Source organism: Olsenella kribbiana, assembly GCF_036408795.1.
Classification (GTDB): Bacteria; Actinomycetota; Coriobacteriia; order Coriobacteriales; family Atopobiaceae; genus Olsenella_L; species Olsenella_L kribbiana.
Genome location: NZ_JAZGJP010000003.1, coordinates 126,930 through 151,642 on the forward strand (window position 1 = coordinate 126,930; position 24,713 = coordinate 151,642).

Here is a 24,713-nt window from a genome sequence, read left to right on the forward strand (position 1 = left end):
GAAGAGGCCGGCCAAGGCCGGCCTCTTATCTGAAAGAGAGAGTGTCTCATGCTCCAGCATCTTGCACCGAAAGACTTCGAGCCGGAAACCATCACGCTCGATGGCCGTACGCTCAGATACCGCTCATGCCGTGGCGTCCGCTACTGCGAGCGTCCCCAGGATCCGATACAGGTCCTCAACATCTTCGTTCCTGAAGCCTACTTCGAGGGTGGCAGCATCTCGGGCTACACGGCAGAGACCGCCCCGTCTTCTGCCCGAGCACGGTCGGCGGCTACATGCCAGGACCAGCTGCAGAGCCAGGACCCGACCACTTCTTCCCGACGAACGCCGTCTTCGAGGCCCTTGCGCATGGCTACGTGATTGCAGGCATCGGCGTACGCGGAAGGACGACCGGCAGCACCTCCACGGAGTTCTTCATGGGAGGCTCCATGGAGGCCAGGGAGGCAGCGGCCACCGGCAGGCTCTGCGGCCGCGCCCCTGCCTTCATCGCCGACCTCAAGGCGGGCATCCGGTACCTGCGCACCTATGCCCAGGATGTGCCGGGAGACCTCGGCCGTATCGTGACGAACGGCACCTCTGCCGGAGGCGCCCATTCAGCCCTTGCCGGCACCTCGGGCGACTCTTCCGACTACGCTGACGAGCTCGAGCGCATCGGCGCTGTCATGGACGCCTCCGATGCTATCTTCGCTGCCAGCTGCTACTGCCCGATCCACAACCTCGATCATGCAGATATGGCATACGAGTGGCAGTTCAAAGGCATTGCCGACTGCCACTACACACATTTCAGGAAGCGCGATGGCAAGATCGTGAAGATCAGCGAGGATTCCGTCCTGACGGCGGAGCAGCAGGAGCTCTCCGAAGAGCTTGCCTGTGCCTTCCCGGTCTATGTCCGAAGCCTTGGCCTCACAGACAAGGACGGCACCTCCCTCACGCTTGCAGAGGACGGCACCGGCTCCTTCCTTGACTGGATCGAGCGCCAGCTCATTGCCTCGGCACAGCACGAGCTCGAGACCGGGGCAAACACGCAGAACCTTCCCCAGCTCATGACAGAAGGCTCTGCTCCTGAAGCGCTTTCCTGCCTCTCGATCGAAGACAGCACCGTGAAGGGCATCGACTGGCCTGCCTTCGTCCGCACGATCACCCGCATGAAGCCCTGCCCCGCCTTCGACGCCCTCGATCTCCATTCCCCCGAGAACGAGGAGTTCGGCACAGAGGACATCATCGCCCGCCACTTCACGGCATTCTCGCAGGAGCACACAGCAATGCCTGCAGAGCTTGCGCCTGACAGGACGATACGGATGATGAATCCGCTCTCATATGTGAGCTCGCCTGGCTGCTGCACGCACTGGCGGATTCGCCATGGCTCCTATGACCGCGACACGTCGCTTGCCATTCCTGCCATCCTTGCGCTCTCACTTGCGAATGCAGGCAAGGACGTCGACTTCCGCTATCCCTGGGGCCTTCCCCACAGCGGAGACTACGATCTGCCCGAGCTCTTCAGCTGGATAGACGGGCTCTGCCTGAACGGACGCTAGACAAGATGCGGCCCCGGCTCAAAAACCGAGGCCGCTTCATGATGGTACGGTATGGAACATAATGTATGTGATGCCTGATGCGGGAAAGGACATGCGATGGACGTCTTCGACGAGATAGCGCTTCACAAGGACTCCCTCACGCCTGCTGAGCAGGCCGTGAGCCGCATCGTCCAGGAGCATCCCGATGCGATACTCGGATGCACGAGCAACGAGCTTGCCCGCCGCTTCGGCGTCTCCCAGAGCGCCGTCTCACGCTTCTGCCAGAAGCTTGGCTTTGCCGGCTACGGAGAGTTCCGCATGGAGCTCCACAAGACATTGACGCTCAGGAGCTTCGGAGGCGATGCAGAGCCGGAAGACCGCATCTCCTGCTTGACCAGGCTCATGCAGGCGGTAAGCGATGCAGTAGGACCTGAGACCTTCGCTTCCTTCTATGGACGCATAGAGAAGGCCAGAAATGTCTATGTCTTCGGCGCCGGCCAGAGCTCCATCCCTGCCCGCATGCTTGCTGGCAGGCTCCTCGAGGATTCGATTCCCGCCCGCTATGTCGCGCTCGGCTACGAGACCGAAGTGCTCCACTGCATGTCGGACGCAGATGAAGTCGTCATCTTCTCTGCGAAGAACGACACGTTCAAGCAGCTCCTTACGACCGCATCGACCGTAGAGCCCAAGAGGCGTCCGCACATCACGCTCATCGCGAATACGGCCAAGCACCCTGAGCGCAAGCATGTGGACGACGTGATCGTCCTTCCGACGTGGTCAGACCTGAAGCTTCCGCTCTATCTCGAGCCGCAGCATTCCATGATCTTCTTCTGCATGCTTGTAGGCGGTGCGCCGAAGAAGCGGTCCCAGCAGTCCTAGGCAGAAAAAGCCGGGCCCTGCTCCATGCTTGGAACAGGGCCCGAATATTGTGCGCTGCAGAATCTGCCTCTTAGCTAGGCAAGCGCCTCTTCGATGTCTGCGCCTGTGATGGCACCCTCACGCAGAATCTCTGGCTTCCCCTTTGTGCAGTCGACGATCGTCGAGGCAGCACCGATACGCGACACTCCCCCATCGACCACGAGATCTGCCAGCTCGAAGAGCCTGTCCTCGATCTCCGAAGCCTTTGTGGCAGCAGGGTTTCCATGCGTATTGGCGCTCGTCTGCGCAAGCGCGCCGACCTTCCTCACAAGCGCCCGCACAAGGCCTGAGTCCGGCACGCGCAGCGCCACCGTGCCGGTGCTCTGCTGCACATATTCAGGTGCCAGCCTGTCCGACGCACGCACGACAAGCGTGAGCGCTCCTGGCCAGTACTTCTGCGCAAGCGTATGTGCCCAGGCGGGCACGTCTCTTCCATACACGTCGAGGTCCCACTCATCTGCGATGAAGAGTGGAAGGGTCTGCGCGAGCGGACGCTCCTTGATCTCGAAGATGCGCCTGTGCGCCGGATTTCCTGCTATCGCCCGGCAGCTGAGCCCATAGACCGAGTCGGTCGGAAGGACGCAGACCCCATCGTGCAGGAGCACTCCTGCAATAGCATCGATAGCGCTTTCTGCAGGCGCCATCTGGTCAGCTTGAAGCATCTTCTCCTCCATGGCCTATGCCTTCCTTCTTGCCACAAGCACGCGCGGGCGGTGCGTCAAGTCCTCGCGCACCTCGGCTGAGACCCAGCCGTCACGTGCGCGCACATAGGCAGCTGCGGTCTCGAGCGAATCCTCGAAGAGCTCGACGGCGAGCATACCGCCCGGCAGAAGCGCATGCTCAGCCACGGGCACGATCCTTCTGAACACATCGAGGCCGTCAGCGCCTCCGTCGAGCGCGAGCCCTGGCTCGAAGCCGATGACCTCTTCGGGAAGCGTCGGCAGAACCGACGTCGGGATATAGGGCGGATTCGAGACAAGGACAGAGAACGTACCCATGAGGGACTCATCGACACCTGAAGCGAGGTCTCCTTCGACGATATCCACATTGTCATTCAGATTGAGGGCATCCCTGTTGCGTACGGCAAGGGCCAGCGCCTGCTTCGAGATGTCTGTCGTGACCACATGGGCGCCCGGGCGCTCCGAGGCGATGGAGAGGGCAATGCAGCCCGTGCCGCAGCCGATCTCGAGCACACGGGGACCTGCCGGCACCTTCACATGCTGCTGGAGCGGCAGGAGCTCTGCATCCTCTGCATGGAGCGGAGCGTCATCGCCGAGCTCGTCTGCATCTTTCGTCGATTCCTGGATCTTCTCTTCTGCCGCAGCACGGGCCTCCTGGGCCTTCTGGTCGCGCGCCTCGAGCTTCGGCTCGATATCGTCGAAGACATCTCCGCGCGCCATAGCCTCATCGACCCCTTCGAGCGCCGCATCGACGAGGATCTCCGTCTCAGGACGGGGAATCAGCACACCCTTCTCGCAGCGCAGGATGATGTGCCGAAACGGCATCTCTCCGGTCACGTACTGGAGCGGCTCTCCCCTGCCCCTCCTCAGCACCGCATAATGCATGAGAGCAAGCTCCGACTCGTCGAGCGGACGGTCGAAGCTGATATAGATCTCGACCCTCGAGAGGCCGGTCGCATTGCTGATGAGCCATTCGGCAGAAAGCCTTGGATGCTCGTCTCCCTTGCCCTCGAGATAGTCGGTGCACCACTTGAGCATGCGTCCGACAGTCCAGGCAGCGTCTCCCATCGCTTTTGCTCCTTCAGAAAGCAGGGCGCCCAAAGGCGCCCTGCACATGGCTTACGATTCAGATGAGGGCATCAGACGGTCTCTGCAAGCTTCTCTGCACGGTCTGCTGCCGCAAGAGCCTCGATGATCGATCCGAGCTGGTCGCCCTCGAGGACACCCGTGTACGTCGCATTGAAGCCGATGCGGTGGTCCGTCACGCGGTCCTGCGGCTGGTTATACGTGCGGATCTTCTCGGAGCGGTTGCCGTGGCCGATCTGCGAGAGGCGCTCTGCGCCCTGCTCTGCCTGCTGCTTCTCGAGCTCCATCTCATAGAGGCGGGCACGCAGCATCTGCATGCAGACGGCACGGTTCTGGATCTGGGAGCGCTGGTCCTGAGACTGCACGACCGTGTTCGTCGGCAGGTGCGTGATGCGCACGGCAGAATACGTCGTGTTGACGCCCTGGCCGCCCGGGCCGGAGGCGCAGTACGTATCGATGCGGAGATCCTCGTCCTTGATATCGATATCGATCTCGTCTGCCTCGGGCAGGACGGCGACCGTCGCCGTCGAGGTCTGGATGCGCCCCTGGCTCTCCGTCTTCGGCACGCGCTGCACGCGGTGCACGCCGCTCTCGTACTTCATGACGGAATAGACCTTGTCGCCCGTGACCTTGAACTCGATGGTCTTGAAGCCACCAGCCTCGCCGGGGCTCGAAGAGAGCACCTCGATCTTCCACTTGCGGGTCTGGGCAAAGCGCTGGTACATCTGGAAGAGGTCGCCTGCGAAGATGGCAGCCTCGTCGCCGCCGACGCCGGCGCGGATCTCGACGATCGTATTCTTCTCGTCGTTCGGATCGCCCGGAATCAGCATGATCTTGATCTCGTCCTCGAGCTTCGGCAGGCGCTCCTCGTTCGAGGAGATATCCTCCTGAAGCATTGCCTTGTCGTCCGGGTCGGACGTCTCCTTGAGCATCTCCTTGGCCGTCTCGATGTCCTCGAGCGCCTGGAGATACTCGCGCGCCTTTGCGACGAGCTCTGCCTGGTCGGCATGCTCCTTTGCGAGGCGGGCATATTCTTTCGGGTCTGCGATGACTGCCGGGTCTCCGAGCTTCTGCTCGAGCTCCTCGTAGGCAGCCACCAGCTTCTTCAGCTTCTCTGGCATGGCTGTGCTCCTTGCATATGATGCCGCATGGCGCGGCCGTGGCTTTTCCATCCATAAGGGTACCACCGAAGGGGCACTTCCATGCGCCTTGCGGATGGCTCCACCTGCCGCACAAGGATGCGGCAGGTGCATATTCAATTGCTAGTAGCAGAAGCCGACGACGACGCCGAGCTCCTGGGTAGCATTGTCGACCGCGTAGGGGCCGGAGACCGTGCTCACAGCACGGAAGTGGTCAGAGGAGGACGGAGACGAGGTCCTCGTCCACCACGTGTTCGTAGCGGTGCCGATGCCGGATTTTGCCTCGACCTCGGAAGCCGTGCCGAAGCCGCCCGTGACGCCCGACTCGGAGAAGACGGCATACTGCGTGCCTTCAGACCCGAGGATCGTGTTGTAATTCGACGTGTAGCTCGATTCCCAGTTCCAGTTCACCGTGCCATAGACCTCGACGAAGGACGGAATCCAGAGGCTGTCTGTGGTCGACGTGACGGCAGCCGTGTTCACGGTGTAGCCCGTGTTGTTCGTCATCTTCTCGACCGGCACGATGTAGGTGGCAAGCTCATCCGGCAGAAGATCCATAGCATCGGAGGAGAGCCAGGAGCGGAGCGCGGAGCTCTCCCAGCCGCCCTGGTCGGTCGCCGTCGTATTCATCGCATGCGTGAGCGAGCTTCCGGAAAGCAGGAACGTTATGCCAGCCTTTCCGCCGTCTGCCATATCGTCCGTATAGATGTCAGCGACACGGAGCTCGGCTGTCGTGCCATCCGTGAGCGTGATTTCGTTTGCCTCGGTCGTGACCGTGCCATCCTCGTTGCAGATGCCATACTGCTCGGCAACAGAGAGCGCCTCATCGCGCGAGGACGTCTTCTCGATTGCCTGGGCGATGCCCGCAAGCTCGGAGGCGCTGTACTCGCTGAAGCTCTTGGCAGAAGAGGGCAGTGCGGCCTGGGGCTCAGGCGACGTCTCCTCTGTCGTGGCAGCCTGCTCCGAGGTGGTTTCCTCGGTCGTCTCGCTCGTGCCCAAAAGGGCGCCCGAGTGCACGAAGGCGACAATCGCCACGACCGCGCAGACGCAGAGCACTGCAATGGCTACAGGCATCGCATGCGGTGCATGCTTCTCCTCCTGCTTCGCGCTGCGGCTGCGCACCACCGGTGCTGGCGGCAGGACGCCCGTCTTCTCTGTATCCGGCTCCTGCACGGCAGCAGCCGTCCTCTCGTCCTCGAGTGCCTCGTCCATTCCATTGAGGCTGTCCCAGGAGACGTAGCCGTCGATCGGATGCAGCTGGTCTTCGGATGCCTCCATGCGGCGGACTCCGGCATGGAGATGCCTATGCGGGGCTGCGACAGGAGAGAGCGGTACAGGCGAGGAGACAGTCTCGTTCTCGTCTGTGGCATCCTCTTCGCTCACCGGTGCTGCTTCGGGGATGTCTGCCACATCGTGCGAGGCAAGCTCCTCGTCCATTCCATCGGTCAGGACCTCGGTCCTGTCTGCCTCATCGGAAAGCGCGCCGATCCTCTGCTCGAGCGCCTCCTCGTCAGCTTCCGAAAGCTCAGGCTCTTTCGCAGGTGCACCCTTTGCATCGAGACGCGGAAGGGCTCCCGTCGGCTCGTCGTCCCAGTCGTCTTCATCCTCTTCGGCTAGAGGCTCAGGTGCAGGCTCGCTTGCGGGCTCTGCCATCTCGCCGAGCTCTTCGGAAGCAGCTGCCGGCACTTCGGCTTCAGCGGACGGATCAGCAGGGGCAGCCTCTTCTGATGCCACAGGCTCTTCTGCGGGCGCTTCCTCGACAGCCGTCTCCTGAGCAGGAGCCTCTTCGGCAAGCTCTTCTGCCGCAGGGGCTTTCTTGCCTTCAGGCACATGGATATGGATGCGGGCCACCTGGGGTCCGCGCTGGAGCGTCACCTTCCTGCTGCCAGCCTGCGTCTTCCCGCTCTCCTCAGAGGCAGGAGCTTCCTCTTCTGCAGGCTCGGGCTCTGCCTCAGGCTCCTCCTTTGCGCCAGCCAGGAATGAGGGGGCCGAGCCCTCTTCGGCGGCATCGGCTGCAATGTCCGCTGCCACGTCGTGCGGCAGGACCTGTGTCGCTTCCGATGCGATATCTGCTGCCACCTCATGGGGCAGCACGGTCGTCCTGTCTGCATCAGGCGCCACTATCGCAGAGGCACCGCCAGGAATCACATGCGTCTCGTCGGGAGAGCCGAGCGCGGCCGTCTTTCCTGGCGCATTGATATGCTTCGTGCCCTTGACCCTCATGCCGCATTCAGGGCAGAATTTCATGCCTTCCTGAAGCTCATAGCCGCAATTGCTGCACTTCATGCGTCACCTTTCACCGCGTGTTCTGTATGAACCGATGATACCTTGTGCATGCGCTTGGCGCATGCGGAAGGCCAAGTCTTGGGTATGTCTGCACACCGGACAGGGAAGATTCTACCCGTACCGCTGAAAGAAGGATGGACCATGGCTGAAGATGAAGGGGCAAGAGGACCGCGTCTGCGCTCCTATGAGCCCCCTGAGATAGAGATTGTCGTGCCCCAGGCAGGAGAGATGGATGTGCTTGCGGCGGCAGAGGCCTATCTCTCCTCTTCGGGAGCACATCTCCCGGATCTCACCGACGAGTGGGTCAGGAGCCACGCAGGTACGCTCCATGTGCCAGAGGGCACAGGAGCCAGAGGCTGGCTTGCAAAGCTCAAAGAGCAGCTCGTACAGGCACAGCACGATCAGGCGCTTGCAGAGAAGCCCGCCCGCTGCGCCCAGGCGCTGGCAGAAAGGCTCATCGAGCCTCCTGATGACATGACGGTCGAGCACGTAAGGCTCGGGCTTCTCCAGAGCCTTGCTGCCGAGCGCACGCATGACCCCAAAGGCTTCGAGGAGAGATTGAGGCTCCAGAAGGTTGCCTCAGCCGAAGAGCTTGCAGCGCAGCTCGCCCCGCAGGTGGCCGCACAGGCTTCTGCGCTCGATGCCTGGGGCGCACACGAAAACATAGAGGTCACCGAGGCAGAGCTTCCGCGCTATCTGCGCATGGCACCCATGCAGGCCAAGGCACGCATCCAGCAGGCAAGGCACGACGGGAGCTATCCGGTCCTTCTCAGAGATGCCCGGCGCAACAAGTGCGCGCTTCTGCTTGCAGAGCGCTGCCAATGCCATCTTGTCCCTGAGTCAGAGGCTTCAGCCAAGGCGCGCTGGCAAAGCTACGAGACATATCCTGCCTTTGCCCATATCGACCTTGAACACGAACGTCAGCGCCTCTTCCCCGAGACATGAAAAGAGGCCCTTCGAGAGATCCGTGGGGGGTCAGGGACGAAAGAAAGGCTCCCGCTGTCTGTAGCGAGGCGCGAGAGAACACAGAAGACGGGTCTTCTGCTACGGCGCCTCAACCTGGCAGATTGCGACGTGAAGGCCATCTCCTCATCCATCCTCCCCATGCTCCACGGCGAGTGGAAAGGCCTCATGACCGCAGAGAAGCACGTCTGAAGAGTCCCGCAGCGCCATATCGGGCACCGAAAGCCAGAGTCCGGTACTGTGCTGCCGGTCACCTGAAACCCTCTGCGACACCACAGCCGGTAGTGGGCGGTAGCGAGCGATAGTAAGGCGCATGCAGCGAACTCGAAGAGGAATCGCCATCTACCAATCCTTTTGGAGTACAGCATGCAAGGGCTCAGCCTCAAAGCTCTCTCCACGCGGTAGTGAGCGATACTAAAGAAGAGGGCCCGGTTTCCCGGGCTCCTTCCTCCATCTGCCTCAGTCAGAGCTGCTCTGCAGCGGGTGCCTCTGCGGCGTTCGTTGCCTCGGCAGCTGCAGTCTCTGCAGCCTCCTTGGCAGGCTCTCCCGCAAGTGCGTGAGAATCTACGACTTCCTGCGTTACTCGGGGAAATCATAGGCACCTAGAAAATGGAAGTCCCCTGGCCTTCACCTGCAGTCCGCGTGACAGCACGCGAACCTAGGTCCAGCCAGGGGACATACTCCCAAGCTTGGCGGCTCTCGCCGCTCCGTCACATCATAGCAGCTCCTCGAAGGCCTCCAAGCCCCAAGACCTCACGCATCATCCAGTACTTGTCGGCCCGTCAATCGCGCACGGGCCCTCAGCATGAAAGGAGGGGGCCCGGACATTCCGGACTCCCTCCTCCATCTGCTCTCAGTCAGATCTACTCTGCAGCGGGTGCCTCTGCAGCGTTCGTTGCCTCGGCAGCTGCGGTCTCTGCAGCCTCCTTGGCAGCCTCTGCTGCAGCCTGAGCCTCGGCCTTCTTTGCGTACTCTGCAGCACGCTTTGCCTTCTCGGCAGCCTTGGCCTCCTTTGCAGCCTTGCGGGCAGCCTCCTGCTCGGCAGCCTTTGCAGCCTTGGCAGCCTTGGCGGCCTTTGCAGCCTCGAGGCGTGCAGCTGCTGCTCCGCCGAACTTGTCGGAGAAGCGCTGGACACGTCCGCCGGTGTCGACGAGCTTCTGCTGGCCCGTGTAGAACGGGTGGCACTTGTCGCACAGGTCGACGACAATCTCGCTCTTCGTGGAGCGGGTCTTGAACGTGTTGCCGCAGGTGCAGCGAACGGTGCACTCCACGTACTGAGGATGAATACCTTGCTTCATGGCAGGACTCCTTTGGTAGGTCTGGTTTCCGACCAGACGAGGGGCTATGGCCCTGATTGTATCCAGGGCTCGCAAGTTAAACATAGTACGCTTTTTCGCGCCTGATGTGCAAGCATTCGCGCAGAATATGGAGACACTGAGGTGCGCATCTGCGATACTGATGAGCTGAAATGTGGCAGGAGAGAAAGGTCGCGCATGTTTCTCGCGGTCGATGTAGGCAATACCCAGACGACGCTTGCGCTCTATGGCACGGGCGGCGAGCATGTGCATGGCTGGCGGCTGAAGACTGACCGCACCGACACGGCAGACGAGCTTCTGGCAAAGCTCCATGCCTTCTTCGCTGCAGCAGGCCTCGGCGCCACTGCAATCGATGCGGCAGGCATCTCCTGCGTCGTGCCGACGCTTGCCCGCGCCTGGAGAAAGGTCTTCCTGATCCTGACCGGGCAAGAGCCCCTGATCGTCTCTGCCAAAGACGTGCCCGATCTCGAAATCTCCATGCCCTACCCCGAGACGATCGGTGCGGACCGCCTCTGCAACGCCGTCGCAGCCAAGGAGCGCTACGGCTCTCCTGCCATCGTCGTGGACTTCGGCACTGCGACGAACATCGACGTCGTGGACAAGGATGGTGCCTTCGTGGGTGGCGCCATCGCTCCCGGCCTCATGCTCTCGGCCGCGGCGCTCTTCGAACGTGCCGCGAAGCTGGCAAGCATCCCGATCGAGGCGCCCGAGCATGCCCTCGGCAAGGATACGGCAGGCGCGCTCCAGTCAGGCCTCGTCGTCGGCACCGCCGCTATGGCAGAAGGACTCGTCGCACGCATCAAGCGCGAGATTGCAGCCCCTTCAGCTCCCGTCATCGCCACGGGTGGCTTGGCGCGCACCGTGAGCGAGGCGACCGACCTCTTCTGCGCAATCGACCCCGACCTGACGCTTCGGGGCGTCTACCTGATCTGGCACGCCGCGCAGGAGCGGCACTCCTAGCCCCGAATCTGGGACTCTGCGGCAGCGAACTCGAGCTCAGACCCGTCCTCGAGCACGACCGTGGCCCTGCCCCAGATATCGATGCCGGCAAAGCGGCCCTGGGCACGCACGCGTCCGTTCGGATACACGACATCGACGGTCTCGCCCATGAGGTGGACGCGGTCGAAGTAGCGGTCGAGCACTGGCGCCATGGGTCCTGCTCCGTTCGACTGCAGGCCCTCCTCCCAGACGCGGCACTCAGCAAGCAGCGCCTCGCGCACGATCTCTGCCAAGGCAGACGCCTGGGGAAGCGCGCCGCCGAATGCTCCTTCGAGCGCAGGCACGGATTCATCGGCTGAGGCAGCCGTCAGCGTGACCGTTGCGGCACAGAACATGCCGGCATCTCCATATCCTGCCTTCGCGCGCACACGCCCTACCGTCGCGCCTTCGAAGACCACCGTATCTGGCCAGCCGACAGAAAGGCCCTGCGCTCCTGCGCTCTCGAGCCCTTCGACGACGCCCAGGGCAGAGACCGCAGGCAGGCTCTCGTAGTACGGCATCGGAATCTTCGGCGCAAGCACGACCGAGACGCAGAGAAGCGACGTACCCTTCTCCTCCGCGACCGCGAAGAAGGCGGTTCCTGCAGGAGCGCCTGCACGCCCTGCCTCCTCTGCCTTCGCCTGTGCCTCCTCGAAGGAACCGGTCCCGGAAAGCGGCATCTCTTCCATCTTTTATGCCTCCCAGAGGATGCGGCCGAGCTCGCGGCGGACATGCCCCACGCGCTCTTCAGGCGGCAGCACCTCGACGCCGGAGTGCGCCAGGAAGCGCACGGGGTCGTGGAGCAGATCTTCCATCGGCACGAGCACGTAGTCACGCTCGCCGAGCCCCTTATGCGGAAGCGTCAGCTTGTTGCCGGCATGGGTCTCCCCTTCATACCACGCAAGGTCGCAGTCGATGGTCCTGGGGCCCATCGATCCGTCTTCCGGACGTGTGCGCCCGAGCTCCTGCTCGACCTTCATGAGGGCATCGAGGAGCACGAGCGGCGCAAGCTCCGTCCTGATCTCTGCCACGGCATTCGCGACCTCATCCTTGAGCCCATAGGCAGGATCGGTCTCGTAGGCATGGCTCACGTTCACGACACAGGTGAGCGGGATCTCGTCGATCAGGCGGCAGGCATGGCCCAGGGTATCGAGCCGCTCGTCCACATCTCCCATATCTGTGCCGAGCGAGATGAAGGCCTGGCGTGCATCCGGGTGGCGCACAGCCCAGAAGGCATCGACGGCCTGTGCGACCTCGGGCACGTTGTGGACACGCAGAAGCCGGCAGCCGCCTTCGACCGCACCCAGGCAGATGCCGATTGTCGCAGCATCGCGTTTGTCTGCTTCCGTGACGCCCGAGACGGCACCGACGAAGCGCTTGCGTGACGGTGCGCAGAGATAGGCATAGCCCATGCTCACCATCTTCGGCGTCGCACGCTGAATCACGACATCCTCGTCGGCAAACTTGTCAAAGCCAGGACCCGGATCGATGCAGATCCTGTCATGCGCGATGCCGGCACGCATGAGCTTCCTTGCCTGGTCGCCCAGAAAGCCCATGACCTGACGCATGATCTGCGCCTCTTCGGGAAGCGTGAAGCGCCTGGCCGAAGGAACGCGGCGTGCCACGGGGCGGTTCGGCCTGTTCACGTCGAGCTCGACAGAGCGCCTCGTCGCATGGGTGCCGAGGCCTTCCTTGTTCCAGTACATGACAATGAGGCCGCAGTCGCTCTCGGAAGCGACACGCACCATCTCCGGGTCCGTGAAGCCGGTGACATCGTTCAGGATCGATGCTCCTGCCTCGAGCGCGGCCTCTGCGACCTGCGGATGGTAGGTATCGACCGAGACGATGGCGCCAGCATCGGCCAAGGCACGCACGACCGGAAGGATGCGTGCGAGCTCGGTCTCGGGATCGACCGGTGTCGCTCCTGGGCGCGTGGACTCGCCGCCGACGTCGATGATGTCAGCGCCGCCGTCGAGCATCTTGAGGCCATAGGCAATCGCAGAGTCGGCGTCGGCGTGCTTGCCGCCGTCGCTGAACGAGTCAGGGGTCACATTGAGGATGCCCATGATGTGCGGACGCGCCAGCGAGATCTCATGTCCCGCACAGTGCCACGTGGCATAGTTCTCTCTGAGCATGATCGGTCCTTCCATGCCGCAAGGGCAGCAGAATCTGTAGATGGATGGTTTCGATTGTAGCCGTCGCGCGCACCTTGTGCCGCTGAAGGCCGTACCTGTGCGTTCTTCGAAACCTTAGAAGTCGAAGGTCTTTGCGATATCGCAGGCGCAGATAAGGTCTGCAGCACTGTCACGCGGCCCCGCCTCGAGGTTGCAGACGACAAGCGTGTCACCCTGGAAGTAGTCCACTAGCCCCGCCGCCGGATAGACGACGAGCGACGTGCCGCCGATGATCAGGACGTCTGCCTTCTGGATTGCCTTCACGGCACCGATCAGATTCTCCTCTTTGAGACTCTCCTCGTAGAGCACGACATCGGGCTTCACATCGCTTCCGCACTTCGGGCACTTCGGCACGCCTTCCGTATCCAGGATCCACTCCTCGGAGTAGACTGCTCCGCACTTCTGGCAGATATTCCGGTGCGTCGAGCCGTGGAGCTCTATCACATGCCTGGAGCCTGCTGCCTGGTGGAGCCCATCGATGTTCTGCGTGATCACGCAGTCGAGCTTTCCTTCTTGCTCGAGCTCGGCAAGCTTCCTGTGGCACTGGTTCGGCTTGGCCGAAGGCACGCACATGACATGGCGATAGAAGTCGAAGAACTCCTCCCTGTGCGTCATATAGAAGCTGTGCGAGAGCATCTCCTCGGGCGGATACTTGTAGCCACGCTGGTTGTAGAGGCCATTCGGGCTCCTGAAGTCAGGAATGCCGCTTGCCGTGGAGACGCCAGCACCTCCGAAGAAGACCGCATGGTGTGCCTTCTCCATCACCTTCTTCATCGCAGCCTGTGCATCGGCCGGATTGGTAAGATATTCTCCCATAGCACCTCATCCCTTCTCGCATGCCACAGTGCTCATGAGCGCTGTTCCAGAAAGGTCGCAGTCATGGAGACAGCTGCACATGAGCGCCACGTGAGCGATTGCGCACTCCTCTTCGAAGGAGGAGGCTACCGAGCCAGTTATACCGCAGGCTTTGCCAATGTGCTTCTGGAGCACGGCGTATCGTTCGATTTCGTCTGCGGCGTGAGCGCAGGAGCAAGCCATACGGTCGATTTCGTCTCGGGAGACCAGGAGCGCGTGAAGAACGCCTTCATCGTGCTCGCAGACAGGCGGCCCGAGGCAGGAGGAGTGCGCTCGTTCCTGACGGGGCACGGCTACTTCAATGCATGGTACGACTACATCGGCTGCGTCGACGATGGCTATCTGCCCTTCGACTACGAGGCGTTTGCGAAAAACCCGACACCTATCGCGATCCAGTGCTTCGAAGGCAACACGGGACGCACGCTTGTATGGACGAAGGACGATATGCCCGATGTCCATGAGCTCATGAGGAAAGTCTGGTCAAGCTCGACGCTTCCCGGCATGATGGAGCCGCAGGTATTGGGCGGCCACAAGCTCTTTGACGGCGGCATAGGAGACGGTGCCGGCATCCCGCTCCACCTGGTCCGCGAGCGCGGCTTCAAGCGCCTCATGGTCATTGCGACCCGTCCCAAGGGCTACCGCAAGAAGGAGCCGACACCTCTGATGCGCCGCGTCTACCACAGGATCGCAAAGGGAGACGAAGCCTTGGAGCAGGCGCTCCAGACAAGGAACGAGCGCTACAACGAGAGCCTGGATGAGCTTGACCGGCTGGAAGAGGAAGGACGCGCCCTTGTCGTCCGGCCACGCGTCATGCCGGTGAAGTCCACGACGATCGACCGCCCGAAGCTCGAGGATGCCTATGCACAGGGACATGCCCAAGGAGTCGAGGAGTGGCCCCGATGGGAGCAGTGGCTCTTTGGCTGAGGCCTGAGATACGCTAGTCTTGAAGCATCATTTCCAACCAGCAAGGAGCATCCTATGGGTGATACACATACGCAGAAGTTCATCTCCTGGAATGTGAACGGCCTGCGCGCCGTCCTCAAGAAGGAGCCAAGCTTCCAGGAGATATTCGAATCGCTCGATGCCGATATCTTCGCAATCCAGGAGACGAAGCTCCAGGAGGGCCAGGTCGAGCTCGTCCTTCCCGGCTATACGCAGACCTGGAGCTACGCCGCACGCAAGGGCTATTCCGGCACAGCGGTCTTCAGCCGCGAGGAGCCCCTCCAGGTGATCCGCGAGATCGGCTCGCCTGTCGCCGAGGACGAAGGCCGCGTCTGTGCCCTCGAATTCCCGAAATTCTGGTTCGTCTGCGTCTATACGCCGAACTCGAAGCAGGGGCTTGCCCGCATCGACGAGCGCATGGAGTGGGACCGTGCCTACACGGACTTCCTGGCAAAGCTTGCAAAGGACAAGCCGGTCGTCACCTGCGGCGACTTCAATGTCGCCCACGAGGAGATCGACCTCAAGAACCCTGACACAAACCACGAGAATGCAGGATTTTCCGACCAGGAGCGCGAGGGCTTCACGAAGCTCCTCGCTGCCGGCTTCCACGATGTCTTCCGCGAGGCGAACCCGACGCTCGAGGGTGCCTATACGTGGTGGAGCTACCGCATGCGTGCCCGTGCCCGTGGCATCGGCTGGCGCATCGACTACTTCCTCGTGAGCGACGGTGCAGAGGACCGCGTCCAGGACGCAAAGATCCACGACGAGATCATGGGATCGGACCACTGCCCGATCGAGCTCGATATCGCACTTTAGCGCAGAACATGCAGCTACGAGAAGAGGCCGGGGTGACCCGGCCTCTTCTTTCATCTAGTCGATCTGGATATCTGCGACGTTGGCAACTCTCAGCGCCTTCAGGAACGCATCCTTCGAGCGCGTGGCCACAAGCTCTTCGGGGAAGTGGATCTCTTCGAGCATCGAGCGGGCAGCATCGAGATGCCCGATATCTGTCGCGATATGGGCATCCGTGCTCACGGCAATCTGGACGCCGAGCTCGGCCGCACGTTCGGCAATCTTCCGGCACTTCTTGCTGATCTTGCCTGACGGGGAGATATCGAGGCTGTGCTCGTTGATCTCGACCATCTTGTGGAGGCGAGCTGCCTCCACAAGCACGGGATCGAGCTCGAACTTCAGGCCTGAGCGTCCGATATGCCCCAAGATCGCGACCTTCGGATCCTGCAATGCCTTGATATACATCTCCGAGACCTGCACCGGATCGGCGCCATCTGCAAATGCCTTTCCATGCACCGAAGCGATTGCATAGTCGATGCCGCGGAAGACCATGTCCTTCAGGCTCCGCTTCTTCTGGTACGGCATGTCCGTGATGCCTGTGGGCACGTCGATATCCCAGCCGAAGAGATGTCCCTGCATATCGACGATATCGGCCTCGCAGCCACGCAGGACAAAGACCCCGTCCCAGACCCTTGGCCAGACGTCGAGATTGATGAAGAACTGGAAGTTGCGCAGGTCCTGCTCTGTAAAGAGCATCGAGGAGAAGTGGTCGGTCGAGCCCAGGAGCTCGAGACCCTGGGCCTTCGCTGCCGTCACGTTCTCCTGGATCGTCGAGTAGGCATGGCGGGAGAAGAGCGTATGGGTATGGACATCTGAGACCAGATTCATGGAGCACACCTTCTGAAGCTGAAATCGTCTTTTTCATGCCCATCGTAGCGGCAAGGGGGCAGGCACCGCATGGATGCCTGCCCCCTCTCACGCTATGCCCATATTTTTAGGAGCGCTTCTGGCGTGCCCTCAGGCGTGCTTCGGCGAGCTCTGCCTCGGCTTCTGCCGCCTCGGCCCGGGCCCTGGCAGCACGTGCCTTGGCCTCAGCCGCAGCAAGCGCGAGGTCGTCGTCAGTGGCCTCGACGGTCTCTGTGACCGTGACTTCCTCTCCTGCCTCCGCACGCCTCACGTTCTTGTGGGCCCAGAGGTTCATGGCCTCAAGGTTCTGGACGGCGTTCAGGCTCTTCATGCGCGGCACGAACCGCGGGCAGTGCCTGCCGCCTTCTGCGGTATCAGCACCTGACCCTTCTGGTGCCAGGCACACGGCCTTCGAGCGGAGAAAGCCCGGCTTCTCCGTCGAGAGCGCGCACTCCTCGCAGCTCCTTTTCTTCTTTGTCATTACTGGTACAGCTCCTTGAGCTTCTTCCAGGCAGGCATGGAGTTCACAATCGTGTCGTAGCTCACGCAGTAGCCGACGCGCACCCAGCCATGGCAGCCGAAGGAATCGGACGGCACCGGCAGGAGCTCGAGCGACTTTGCCTTCTCGAAGAACGCGTTCTCGTCCGGCTCGAGCGACTTCACCCAGAGATAGAAGGCGCCTTCCGGCTCGATGTACTCATAGCCAAGTGCAGAGAGGCCCTCGGTCAGAGCCTTCCTGTTCCTCTCGTAGGCGGCGACATCGGACGGCACATCGACGCAGTCTGCAAGAACGCGCTGGAAGAGCGCAGGTGCGCAGACAAAGCCCATGGAGCGGCCAGCGCCAGCAACGGCCGGAATCAGCCTGTCGTGGTTCGGGTTCGTGTCAGGCACAAGCACCCAGCCGATGCGCTCGCCCGGAAGCGAGAGGCTCTTCGAGTAGGAGTAGCAGACGACTGTGTTCGGGTAGATCGAGGGCACCCAGGGCACCTCGGCGCCGAAGGCGATCTTGCGGTACGGCTCGTCGGAGACAAGGCAGATGTCCTGGCCAGCCTCGGAGAGAACCTTGGCCAGCTTTTCGAGCGTCTCACGCGAATAGACCGTGCCGATCGGGTTGTTCGGAGAGTTGATGACAACAGCCTTCGTGCGGGGCGTGATGGCAGCACGCACGGCGTCGCAGTCGATCTGGAAGGTTGTGGGGTCTGCCATGACCTCGACGCAGGTGGCACCTGCGGCCTCGATGAAGACCTTGTACTCCGGGAAGTAGGGAGCGATAACGATGATCTCATCGCCCGGGTTCGCGATTGCGTGGAAGGTGATCGTGAGCGATGCTGCGGCGCCGCAGGTGAGGTAGAGGTCTCCGCCCTTGTAGGAGGTGCCGCACTCCTTGTTGAGGTGCTCTGCCACGGCGTCACGCACGAAGGGAAGGCCTGCTGCCGGCGTATAGGAGTGGAGGGCGACCGGATCGAGCTCGAGCGACTTCTCGATGGATTCCTTTACCTCCGCAGGAGCCGGCACGGAAGGATTGCCGAGCGAGAAGTCATAGACCTTGTCTGCCCCGATCTCTGCCTTGCGGCGCGAGCCGTAGGCGGCAATCTCGCGAATCGATGACTTGGATGCACCCAGGCCATAGCTCGTCTCGTTGATATCCATGCTTCCTCGCTTTCTGCCTCCGGCAAACCGAAAGGCTCAGTCCTCCGTATGGCCTGCCTCCTCGGCAGCCTCTTCTTCCTTCTTCTGCTCCTCAGGATGGGACGCCAGGTACTCGTCCCACTTGTTGTCGAGAAGCGCTTCCACAGCTTCGCCCTCGACGGTCTCACGCTCCAGGAGCACCTGCTCCATGAGCTTCAGCTGGTCCTTGCGCTCGGAGAGGACGTTCTGTGCACGCATGTGCGCCTCGCGCATGATGCGCTCGACCTCGTCGTCGATCCTCTTTGCCGTCTCAGCCGAGTAGTCCTGATGGTTTGCATAGTCGCGGCCCAGGAACACCTGGTGCTGCGCCTCGCCGAAGACCTGCGTGCCGAGCTCTTCGCTCATGCCGTAACGGGTGACCATCTCGCGGGCCATCTTCGTCGCGCGCTCGAGATCGTTCGAAGCGCCTGTCGTGATGTCGCCGCAGCAGAGCTCCTCTGCCGTGCGGCCCGCCAGAAGGACGGCAATCTGGTCGAGCATGCCATTCTTCGTCTCGAGGTAGTGGTCCTCGGTCGGAAGCTGGAGCGTGTAGCCAAGAGCTTGCCCACGGCTTATGATCGAGATCTTGTGGACAGGATCGGAGTTCTCGAGCACATGTCCCACAAGGGCATGGCCGGACTCGTGGAAGGCGATCGTCTTCCTCTCCCCTTCTGTCATGACGCGGGTCTTGCGCTCGGGGCCGGCAATCGTGCGCTCCATGGCCTCCTCGATCTCTGCCTGCGAGATCGTGTCCTTGTTCCTTCTGGCCGAGAGGAGCGCTGCCTCGTTCATGAGGTTCGCAAGGTCGGCGCCGGTGAAGCCCGGCGTGAGCTTTGCAAGCTTTGCGAAGTCGATGGATTCGTCGATCGGCTTGCCCTTTGCATGGACCTTCAAGATCTGCTCGCGTCCGCGCACATCCGGCCTGTCGACCGTGACCTGGCGGTCGAAGCGGCCCGGACGAAGCAGTGCCGGGTCGAGGATGTCCGGCCTGTTCGTGGCAGCGATGAGGATGACAGCCTCGTTCTCCTCGAAGCCGTCCATCTCGACGAGAAGCTGGTTCAGCGTCTGCTCGCGCTCGTCGTGTCCGCCGCCCAATCCAGCGCCACGCTGGCGACCCACGGCGTCGATCTCATCGATGAAGATGATCGAGGGAGAGGCTTCCTTTGCCTGCTTGAAGAGGTCGCGCACACGGCTTGCGCCGACGCCGACAAACATCTCGACGAAGTCGGAGCCAGAGATCGAGAAGAAGGGCACGCCTGCCTCGCCGGCAACGGCCTTCGCGAGGAGCGTCTTGCCCGTGCCCGGAGGGCCGACCAGAAGGACGCCGCGAGGGATCCTTGCACCCATCCTGTGGTAGCGATCAGGATCTTTCAGGAAGTCGCGGATCTCCTTCAGCTCCTCCACGGCCTCATCGATGCCAGCGACATCCTTGAACTTGACCTTCGGGCGCGTCTCCTCGGTCGTCTTTGCCTTCGTGCGGCCGAATGACATCGCCTGGTTGTTCTGTCCCTGCATCTGGTTCATGAAGTAGATCATGACCGCGACGATCAGGATGGTGGGAACGACCGAGATGAGGATCGTCTCGAGCCAGTCATCCGTGCTCGTGTTCACATCGAACTTGACCTCGGTATGGTCCTGCATGAGGTCGTCGAGGTTGTCCGTGCCGACATAGGTCGAGCTGTAGTGCTCGAGCTTGCTGTCATTGCCGACATCGCCCTTGTTCTCCCAATACGTGCCTGAGAGGGTGCCGTTCTTCGTGGCGTAGGTCGCCGTATCGACACGCCCGTCCTGGACCGCAGCCACGAACTCGCTCGTGGTCAGGCTCTTCGTCTGCGGGGCGCCGAAGCTGCCGCCCATGTTCACAATCAGATAGACAATCAGGGCAATGATGATGAGGAGGGAGATGATGGAAGCGCGGCGGGTCGTGGTCCCGTCGAGCTTGTCGGGGTCGAGTCCCCGCTTCGGGTCTTTCTTGTCAGGCACGAATCGCTCCTTAAAGGCAGGGTCGAGCCGCCTGCGGAGGCAGGCGGCTCAAAAGATCAGCTATAGACTTCAGGCTTCAGCACGCCGATGTAGGGCAGGTTGCGATAGCGCTCGGCGTAATCGAGGCCATATCCGACGATGAACTCGTTCGGGACATGCGTTCCGACGTAGTCAGGCTCGACGGCCGGGACATGGTCGGGGATATCCTTGACGGCAAAGGCGGCAATGCGGACCGACTTGGGATTGCGCGCCTTGAAGAGGTCGATCAGGTACGAAAGCGTGAGGCCCGAGTCGAGGATGTCTTCTGCGATCAGGACGTCCCTGCCCTCGAGCTTCGTGGACAGGTCCTTCACGATGCGGACGACGCCCGAGGTCTTGACGCCCGAGCCATAGCTCGAGACGGCCATGAAATCGACCTCGCAGGGCACCGTGATGGCACGCAGAAGATCGGACGTGAAGACGAAGGCACCTTTGAGGACGCAGACGACGAGCGGGTTCTTCCCCGCATAGTCGCGCGAGATCTCGCTTCCGAGACGCGTCACGATATCGTGGATGTCTTCCTCGGTCAGAACGATATGGTCTACATCAGGATGCAGCTGTTCCATGGGCTCATTGCTCCTTTGCATTCGCACCTTTGGACTTGGCTCCCTCAGAGGGACTCTCAAGCCGTAATTCTAGCAGCAGCTTCGTGGCAGCGCTCACGCGGCATCGCTCATCTGCCCGAAGACCGGCCACCCAGACGATGTGTCCGGTCGGCCCTGTATGGACGACGGCGACGTCCTGCTTGTCGGCAGCAGGAATCTTCGCATCGCAGAGGGCGTCAGAGAGCTTCTTCGACTGGCCATGCATGCCAAGAGGGCAGAAGACCTCCCCTGCCTGCGGCGGCTCCACCCAGAGCTCTGCATCATGGGCAGAGGCACCTGCACGCTCTGCATCGAGCAGGACCGAAGATCCTGCCCACTCGCGTCCGTGAACCCGGGCGATTGCCACAGGGTCGGAACCCTTGGCAACAGGCGTGATAGCAGCCGTGAGCACCGAGCCATCCGGCAGCTCGAGCGTGCCCGGCACCGGAAGAAAGCCACCCGTGAAGCGTTCCCTCGCAGACCGTGCCCGGACAAAGAGAAGCCCGTGCTCCACGCGCACATCCACACCGAGAGGGATGGTCTGGGAACCTGTGCCTTCTGCCACAAGCTCGAGCGTGCGCTCGATATGCCTGGCCTCGAGGCGGGCATCAGGCGCCACCGCAAGGAGGGCTTGCCGTACGACACGGCGTGCCACAGCGACATCGGTCGCAGCAAGTCGTGCAGCATCGAGCGCGACCATGCCCTCCTGCCGACGTCTCTCCAGCTCATGGAACGTGCGGGACGTCACCTGCGTGAGGTACGCATCCTCATCAGAGAGGATGTCGCAGGTCGTGGCAAGGCTTGCGAGCACCTTCGGATTCCTGGCCTTCACGACCGGCATGATCTCATGCCGCACGTACGCACGAAGATAGGCGGTATCAGCGTTCGTCTGGTCCTCGCGCCATACGATGCCGCGCATGCGCAGAAGATCGCAGAGCTCTTCGTGCGAATATCCCAGAAGCGGACGCACGATCCTGTTTCTCTGCCGAGGGATCGAGGAGAGGCCGGAGGGGCCGGTGCCACGGATAGCATTCATGAAGAAGGTCTCGGCACGGTCGTCTGCCGTGTGCGCCGTGACGATCCTTGCTGCTCCACGCGGAGAGCCATATTCGGCACAGAGCTCGTTTGCGAGCTTTGCTGCAGCGGCATAGCGGAACTCGCGTCCCGCATTCTCGACGTTTCCATCGCCCTTCTTTGCAAGCGCTGCTATGTCAGCATGCTCCACATGGCAGGGAATGCCGAAGCGCTCGGCAAGCCCCCGTACGAACTCCTCGTCCTCTTCCGCATCGATGCCACGAAGCCCATGGTTCACATGGAGGACGACCAGGCGCTCCCGTGCGATATGGGCCAGGCCCCTGCCATCGCCGATATCGAGCTTCGAGGTGGCTGCCAGAACGAGCAGGGCCGTCGAATCAGCGCCGCCCGAGACCATCAGGACGACAGGAGCTCGTCCCTCCGAGCCGGGCGCCGCTTTGGCAGGCGGCGCATATCTTCTGGCAACGCTTGTCATTTCTCTCCCTTGCATGTTCCTTCCCTAGGGTTTTCGGTGCCCCAGGCAAGGAATGTCTAAGCTAGTAAGGTCTGATTCTAGAACAGCGCCCCAAGAAACGGGAAATATATGACACCTTCGATACATCTTTTCGTGCTGGCAAGCGGCTCCAAAGGCAATGCCGCCATCGTCCAGGGCCCCGAAGGCTCAATTCTCATCGACGACGGCATCTCCTACAAGGCCCTGAGAACCAGAGCGCAGGAGGTAGCAGCCCCTCTGGACGATATCTGTGCCGTGCTTCTGACCCACGAGCACGGAGACCATACCTCGGGCCTCTCTGTCTTCTGCAACCACTTCGACGGCCCTCTCTTTGCCACGGCAGGCACCGTGGCAGGAAGGTCCTATCTCCAGGAGATGCCCTTCGAACTCATCAAGAACAACGATTCCCTGGATCTTGCCGGCATGCACATCCGCGCCTTCCCTACCTCACACGATGTGAACGATCCCGTAGGCTTCCGCTTCGATGTGATAGACGGCGAGGGAGAGATCCAGGACTCGCTCGGCTGGTGCACCGATACGGGATATGTGACAGACGAAGCCTTGGATGCACTCTACGGCTGCCGCATCCTGGGGCTTGAGAGCAACCACGACGAGAAGATGCTCGAAACGGGTCCCTACCCCCGCTACCTCAAGGACCGCGTCAAGGGAGAGGGCGGCCATCTCTCGAACGCCCAGGCAGCAGCCGTGCTGCCGCACCTCGTCACGAAGGATACGGAGTGCGTCGTAGCCCTCCATCTTTCCGAGGAGAACAACCGCCCGAGCGTCTGCATCCGCACGCTCGCAGAGGCGCTGGGCGCAGAGCCTACGAACACGACTTTCACGGAAGCCAGGACCCCTGATGGCCTGCTTACCGTCTTTCCTGCCTCGCAGCATGAGGCAGTGAGCGTCTGGTAGAAGACCGCTCTGAGAAAACCTGCCAGTACAGAAAAATGGGGGCAGAGCTCGGAAGCTCTGTCCCCATTGCTATCTCATACAGCCGACGTCAGCAGCTAGTCGATTGCAATCTTCGTTGCGTTCGGCTTTGCAGACTGCTTCGGCACCGTGACGGTGAGCACGCCATCTGCGTAGCGTGCGGTGAGGCCCTGCGTTGCGGCATCCTTCAGATAGACGCTGCGCGTAGCGCTCCACTCGCCGGTCTCCTTGTGGAGGTAGTTCTTGCCCTTCTCTTCGTCGGATTCCTTCTTGTCGACGGAGACGGACAGGGTGCCTTCATTAAGCTCCACATCGATCTGGTCCTTCTTCAGGCCCGGAAGCGGAGCAGAGACGACGTACTTGTCATCTGCATCCTCGACATCCATCGGGAAGGCAGGGGCGCTCTCGACGAACGGGAAGCTCTTGAAGAGGTCATCCATACCATCGAAGGCACGAAGCATATCACGGTCATAGCGATCAAACGGAATAAGGCCCATCATATCTATCACTCCTAGCAGATCCTGCGCGCCCCTCTTCTGGGACGCTCTTGTTGTCTGCTGGTATATGTGCCCTCCGAGAGGTCTTTTAAACACTAGAACAAAGATATTCTGCTCTTCATAGACTGAGCATATCTAAGTCTATATTGTTAGATATTGAGCGTAACAGTCTAACCCATTCAGTCTGCCGCAAGACACAGCGCCGCTTTGTGGTTTCTCGGAATCTGAAAGCCGCCAGCTGTCCAGTTTTGCATGGGGCAGGGCTCCATGAGATAGAATGGGGCGAGATGAAACTTCGCTCGCCTATGGGAGAGGATATCTGTGGACGAGAACGGTTATAGATATGAGGATGCAGACGCCGGGGAATACGAAGGCTCTGCAGGAGAGCCCCGTCCGAGGACCCAGTCGCAGCATGTGAACAATATGGACAATACGGGATACGCTCCTGCACAGAATGGCTATGCCCCTGCTCCCCATGAGCAGGATGCAGGCTATGCTGCTCCTGCCGAGCGTGATGTCCGCCCAACCGGCAGCTTCCCGCGCCAGGGCGGCTATGTGCATCCGTCCCGTCCCCGCAAGACCCAGCCGACGATCTCCGAGCCCCAGAACACGAAGTATCCGAGCGACTATACGCATGATTCCGGCATCGCAATTGGCGGTGGCGGCCCGCTCTCCGGTGCCTCCTACCGTCGTTCCCGCTCCGAGATGAAGCGTCTCCAGCGCGATCTGCACTACGGCCAGTACCTCGAGATTCCGAAGGGACGCCGTTCCATCTTCGCTTCCCAGGAGCGTGCACGCCGCACGAAGTCTGTCATCGCGCTTGCTGTGGTCGTGGCCATTCTGGCCATTGCTGCCATCTGCGTATTCCAGCTCCTGATTTCCAATTTCGGTATGTAAGCAGAAGGCTCGTCAATCAAGCAACTTGCATGGAG

24 protein-coding genes are annotated in these 24,713 nt (G+C 61.5%); 9 read left to right on the plus strand and 15 right to left on the minus strand.

What is annotated here, in order from left to right:
- The first annotated feature begins 48 nt into the window (after positions 1-48).
- From VXJ24_RS03400 to VXJ24_RS03410, 3 genes are all read left to right on the plus strand, one after another.
- On the plus strand, positions 49-360 hold the full coding sequence (locus VXJ24_RS03400) for a hypothetical protein (protein ID WP_330971515.1): 312 nt from the start codon (positions 49-51) through the stop codon (positions 358-360).
- A complete protein-coding gene (locus VXJ24_RS03405; RefSeq protein WP_330971516.1) occupies positions 276-1,535 on the plus strand; it encodes a subtype B tannase in 1,260 nt (419 codons plus the stop codon). Before VXJ24_RS03400 ends, VXJ24_RS03405 begins: the two co-directional genes overlap by 85 nt.
- A gap of 96 nt (positions 1,536-1,631) precedes the next feature.
- The gene (locus tag VXJ24_RS03410; RefSeq protein ID WP_330971517.1) at positions 1,632-2,393 is read left to right on the plus strand and encodes a MurR/RpiR family transcriptional regulator; all 762 of its coding nucleotides are present in this window, start codon (positions 1,632-1,634) and stop codon (positions 2,391-2,393) included.
- A gap of 74 nt (positions 2,394-2,467) precedes the next feature.
- Here the strand turns inward: VXJ24_RS03410 and VXJ24_RS03415 are convergent, their stop codons facing one another.
- The 4 genes from VXJ24_RS03415 to VXJ24_RS03430 all read right to left on the minus strand — a co-directional run bounded on the left by VXJ24_RS03415 (position 2,468) and on the right by VXJ24_RS03430 (position 7,623).
- Entirely contained in the window at positions 2,468-3,106 is a 639-nt protein-coding gene (locus VXJ24_RS03415) for an L-threonylcarbamoyladenylate synthase (RefSeq protein WP_330971518.1), read from the minus strand.
- 3 nt (positions 3,107-3,109) lie between these two features.
- The gene (locus VXJ24_RS03420; protein ID WP_330971519.1) at positions 3,110-4,180 is read right to left on the minus strand and encodes a N5-glutamine methyltransferase family protein; all 1,071 of its coding nucleotides are present in this window, start codon (positions 4,178-4,180) and stop codon (positions 3,110-3,112) included.
- A 71-nt stretch (positions 4,181-4,251) separates the two neighbouring features.
- Entirely contained in the window at positions 4,252-5,319 is a 1,068-nt protein-coding gene (gene prfA, locus VXJ24_RS03425; protein WP_330971520.1) for a peptide chain release factor 1, read from the minus strand.
- A 141-nt stretch (positions 5,320-5,460) separates the two neighbouring features.
- Positions 5,461-7,623: a DUF6273 domain-containing protein gene (locus VXJ24_RS03430; RefSeq protein ID WP_330971521.1), complete on the minus strand. Its 2,163-nt coding sequence runs from the start codon at positions 7,621-7,623 to the stop codon at positions 5,461-5,463.
- 141 nt (positions 7,624-7,764) lie between these two features.
- Between VXJ24_RS03430 and VXJ24_RS03435 the strand changes: the two genes are divergently transcribed.
- A complete protein-coding gene (locus tag VXJ24_RS03435) occupies positions 7,765-8,568 on the plus strand; it encodes a trigger factor (protein ID WP_330971522.1) in 804 nt (267 codons plus the stop codon).
- An 881-nt stretch (positions 8,569-9,449) separates the two neighbouring features.
- Here VXJ24_RS03435 and rpmE read toward each other — a convergent pair.
- Positions 9,450-9,884: a 50S ribosomal protein L31 gene (gene rpmE, locus VXJ24_RS03440; RefSeq protein ID WP_330971523.1), complete on the minus strand. Its 435-nt coding sequence runs from the start codon at positions 9,882-9,884 to the stop codon at positions 9,450-9,452.
- A gap of 195 nt (positions 9,885-10,079) precedes the next feature.
- On the opposite strand from rpmE, the gene VXJ24_RS03445 reads away from it, so the two are divergent.
- Complete coding sequence (locus VXJ24_RS03445; RefSeq protein ID WP_330971524.1) at positions 10,080-10,862, plus strand: type III pantothenate kinase; 783 nt, start codon at positions 10,080-10,082, stop codon at positions 10,860-10,862.
- On the opposite strand, the gene VXJ24_RS03450 is transcribed toward VXJ24_RS03445, so the two are convergent.
- The 3 genes from VXJ24_RS03450 to VXJ24_RS03460 all read right to left on the minus strand — a co-directional run bounded on the left by VXJ24_RS03450 (position 10,859) and on the right by VXJ24_RS03460 (position 13,870).
- Positions 10,859-11,569, minus strand: a complete 711-nt coding sequence (locus VXJ24_RS03450; RefSeq protein WP_330971525.1) for a hypothetical protein — start codon at positions 11,567-11,569, stop codon at positions 10,859-10,861. The genes VXJ24_RS03445 and VXJ24_RS03450 overlap by 4 nt on opposite strands.
- A 3-nt stretch (positions 11,570-11,572) precedes the next feature.
- On the minus strand, positions 11,573-13,015 hold the full coding sequence (folP, locus tag VXJ24_RS03455; protein ID WP_330971526.1) for a dihydropteroate synthase: 1,443 nt from the start codon (positions 13,013-13,015) through the stop codon (positions 11,573-11,575).
- Between the two features lie 114 nt (positions 13,016-13,129).
- Positions 13,130-13,870 carry an NAD-dependent protein deacylase gene (locus VXJ24_RS03460; protein WP_330971527.1) on the minus strand — a complete coding sequence of 247 codons (741 nt, stop codon included), beginning with the start codon at positions 13,868-13,870 and terminating at the stop codon, positions 13,130-13,132.
- Between the two features lie 63 nt (positions 13,871-13,933).
- On the opposite strand from VXJ24_RS03460, the gene VXJ24_RS03465 reads away from it, so the two are divergent.
- Together VXJ24_RS03465 and VXJ24_RS03470 are read left to right on the plus strand one after the other, a co-directional pair.
- Positions 13,934-14,833: a patatin-like phospholipase family protein gene (locus VXJ24_RS03465; protein ID WP_330971528.1), complete on the plus strand. Its 900-nt coding sequence runs from the start codon at positions 13,934-13,936 to the stop codon at positions 14,831-14,833.
- Positions 14,834-14,887: 54 nt separating this feature from the next.
- A complete protein-coding gene (locus VXJ24_RS03470) occupies positions 14,888-15,667 on the plus strand; it encodes an exodeoxyribonuclease III (protein WP_330971529.1) in 780 nt (259 codons plus the stop codon).
- Between the two features lie 54 nt (positions 15,668-15,721).
- On the opposite strand, the gene VXJ24_RS03475 is transcribed toward VXJ24_RS03470, so the two are convergent.
- From VXJ24_RS03475 to tilS, 6 genes are all read right to left on the minus strand, one after another.
- Positions 15,722-16,531 carry a phosphatase gene (locus VXJ24_RS03475; RefSeq protein WP_330971530.1) on the minus strand — a complete coding sequence of 270 codons (810 nt, stop codon included), beginning with the start codon at positions 16,529-16,531 and terminating at the stop codon, positions 15,722-15,724.
- A gap of 106 nt (positions 16,532-16,637) precedes the next feature.
- Positions 16,638-17,030, minus strand: a complete 393-nt coding sequence (locus tag VXJ24_RS03480) for a hypothetical protein (RefSeq protein WP_330971531.1) — start codon at positions 17,028-17,030, stop codon at positions 16,638-16,640.
- On the minus strand, positions 17,030-18,199 hold the full coding sequence (locus tag VXJ24_RS03485; RefSeq protein ID WP_330971532.1) for a pyridoxal phosphate-dependent aminotransferase: 1,170 nt from the start codon (positions 18,197-18,199) through the stop codon (positions 17,030-17,032). The genes VXJ24_RS03480 and VXJ24_RS03485 overlap by 1 nt, the downstream gene beginning before the upstream one ends.
- 36 nt (positions 18,200-18,235) lie before the next feature.
- Positions 18,236-20,200 carry an ATP-dependent zinc metalloprotease FtsH gene (gene ftsH / locus VXJ24_RS03490; RefSeq protein WP_330971533.1) on the minus strand — a complete coding sequence of 655 codons (1,965 nt, stop codon included), beginning with the start codon at positions 20,198-20,200 and terminating at the stop codon, positions 18,236-18,238.
- Positions 20,201-20,256: 56 nt separating this feature from the next.
- The gene (gene hpt, locus VXJ24_RS03495; protein WP_330971534.1) at positions 20,257-20,805 is read right to left on the minus strand and encodes a hypoxanthine phosphoribosyltransferase; all 549 of its coding nucleotides are present in this window, start codon (positions 20,803-20,805) and stop codon (positions 20,257-20,259) included.
- Between the two features lie 4 nt (positions 20,806-20,809).
- A complete protein-coding gene (tilS, locus tag VXJ24_RS03500) occupies positions 20,810-22,333 on the minus strand; it encodes a tRNA lysidine(34) synthetase TilS (RefSeq protein ID WP_330971535.1) in 1,524 nt (507 codons plus the stop codon).
- 108 nt (positions 22,334-22,441) lie between these two features.
- Between tilS and VXJ24_RS03505 the strand changes: the two genes are divergently transcribed.
- Positions 22,442-23,266 (plus strand): MBL fold metallo-hydrolase, encoded by an 825-nt coding sequence (locus VXJ24_RS03505; protein ID WP_330971536.1) that lies wholly within the window; start codon positions 22,442-22,444, stop codon positions 23,264-23,266.
- Positions 23,267-23,361: 95 nt separating this feature from the next.
- Here the strand turns inward: VXJ24_RS03505 and VXJ24_RS03510 are convergent, their stop codons facing one another.
- Positions 23,362-23,784: an Hsp20/alpha crystallin family protein gene (locus tag VXJ24_RS03510; RefSeq protein ID WP_330971537.1), complete on the minus strand. Its 423-nt coding sequence runs from the start codon at positions 23,782-23,784 to the stop codon at positions 23,362-23,364.
- Positions 23,785-24,102: 318 nt separating this feature from the next.
- Here VXJ24_RS03510 and VXJ24_RS03515 point away from each other — a divergent pair, with 318 nt between their 5' ends.
- On the plus strand, positions 24,103-24,678 hold the full coding sequence (locus VXJ24_RS03515) for a hypothetical protein (RefSeq protein ID WP_330971538.1): 576 nt from the start codon (positions 24,103-24,105) through the stop codon (positions 24,676-24,678).
- Positions 24,679-24,713: the final 35 nt, after the last annotated feature.